General features: G+C 34.5%; 2 protein-coding genes and 1 pseudogene. 1 reads left to right on the top strand and 2 read right to left on the bottom strand.

The window, feature by feature from the left end; genetic code table 11:
* Positions 1–289, bottom strand: a pseudogene (locus IDG60_RS13785) (ATP-dependent Clp protease ATP-binding subunit); the annotation flags it as partial.
* 408 nt (positions 290–697) lie between these two features.
* Here IDG60_RS13785 and IDG60_RS13780 point away from each other — a divergent pair.
* Positions 698–1,219, top strand: a complete 522-nt coding sequence (locus IDG60_RS13780) for a methylated-DNA--[protein]-cysteine S-methyltransferase (RefSeq protein ID WP_000455993.1) — start codon at positions 698–700, stop codon at positions 1,217–1,219.
* A gap of 169 nt (positions 1,220–1,388) precedes the next feature.
* Here the strand turns inward: IDG60_RS13780 and IDG60_RS22430 are convergent.
* Positions 1,389–1,499 (bottom strand): hypothetical protein (locus IDG60_RS22430; RefSeq protein ID WP_241013375.1); only part of this gene is annotated, 111 nt, incomplete at its 5' end.

Raw genomic sequence — 1,499 nt, 5'->3', positions numbered from 1 at the left:
ATAAACCGTCACGTGCTTCTTGCGTAAGGTTACGACCAATTTGTTCTAAATAATTGCCGTTGCCACCTTGTTGCCCTTGTTGTCTTTGTGCTGCTTGTTGAAAAGCTTGCGCACTTTGTTCAGCAGAGTGATTGCCACCTTGTTGTGTGAGTTGCGCTAGTTCTTCAGGTGAAACTTCTTTACCATTAATATAGTACTTTTTGTTACCGACTTGATTTGAACCTTGCATATCTTGCATCATTCTTCGGAAAATTGAATCAAAGTCGCTATTGAAAAAACCGTTATTCATATAACATCACCTCTAAATTTTTTTGAACTAAACAAAAAAGAAAATACTTTTGAAGCGTTATGCAAACTATAAACAATTGCTCTTATATTTTTCCACTAATAATAGATGATTAAACAGAATATTTTTAAAACTTTATGAATATTGTGTGTTATTTTTAATAAGTAATTATAGGTTTAATAAAATATTAAGGATTCATTGCATTTTCAATATTTTAATTTAAGATTTGGTTTACAAAGTAAGAGGTTAGCGCGTGTAGTAAGATATGTAACTGTATATTGCAGCAAAGTGATAGCTGGTATTACGTGTTTATATACGTAATTGACGACTTATTTATTTTTAAAAAATGTGAACATGAATATTTTCTAAATTAACAATTAAGGCGTATGATTAGAAAAAGGGGGCATTTTTATGGAGTATAAGAGTTACTATGATTCGCCTGTAGGACGATTGGAACTTGTGAGTGATGGGGGAAGTCTGACCGCTGTTTTGTTTGAAAATCAACAAGGTGATAGTACTAGGGAAGAAAATACGTCTTTAGCGATATTTAGAGAGGCGACACAGTGGTTAGACGCGTATTTTAAAGGTGACAATCCTGAAATCACAATACCTTTAAAGCCAACAGGTAGTCATTTTCAACAGTGTGTTTGGAATGAATTAAGACAGGTTCCTTATGGGACTCTAACAACGTATGGTGCTATTGCCAAAAAAGTAGGCAAGCTGCTTAACAAGCCAAAAATGTCAGCCCAAGCGGTTGGAGGTGCAGTCGGAAGTAATCCATTATCTATTATCGTGCCATGTCATCGTGTTGTCGGTAAAACGGGTAGCTTAACAGGGTTCGGTGGAACGATTAATAATAAAATTAAGCTGTTAGAGTTGGAGAATATCGATATGTCAAAGCTTTATGTACCAAAACATAGCACGAAGCCGTAACGTATAAAGGATCCAGGCATTAGGAAAACTTCAATAATGTGTCAAACAGGCTTAGCTAATTCATTCAATACGAAGTGTTATAAATAGAGAACAGCAGTAAGACGATTTCAATGAGAAGCTGTCTTACTGCTGTTTTTAGGTTATATTTAAATGCTTTCAAATACACAGATTACTCTGGTCTGTGATATTCGCGAACGTTATTTTCAATATTTGATAAGTAGAAAATATGACGATCTTCATGAACAGCATCTTGTTCTTCGTCAAATTCAACGTCATCAAA

The organism is Staphylococcus sp. EG-SA-2 (genome assembly GCF_017152085.1).
Note: the sequence above shows the minus strand (reverse complement) of the source record. Positions and strands in the feature narration are given on the sequence as shown.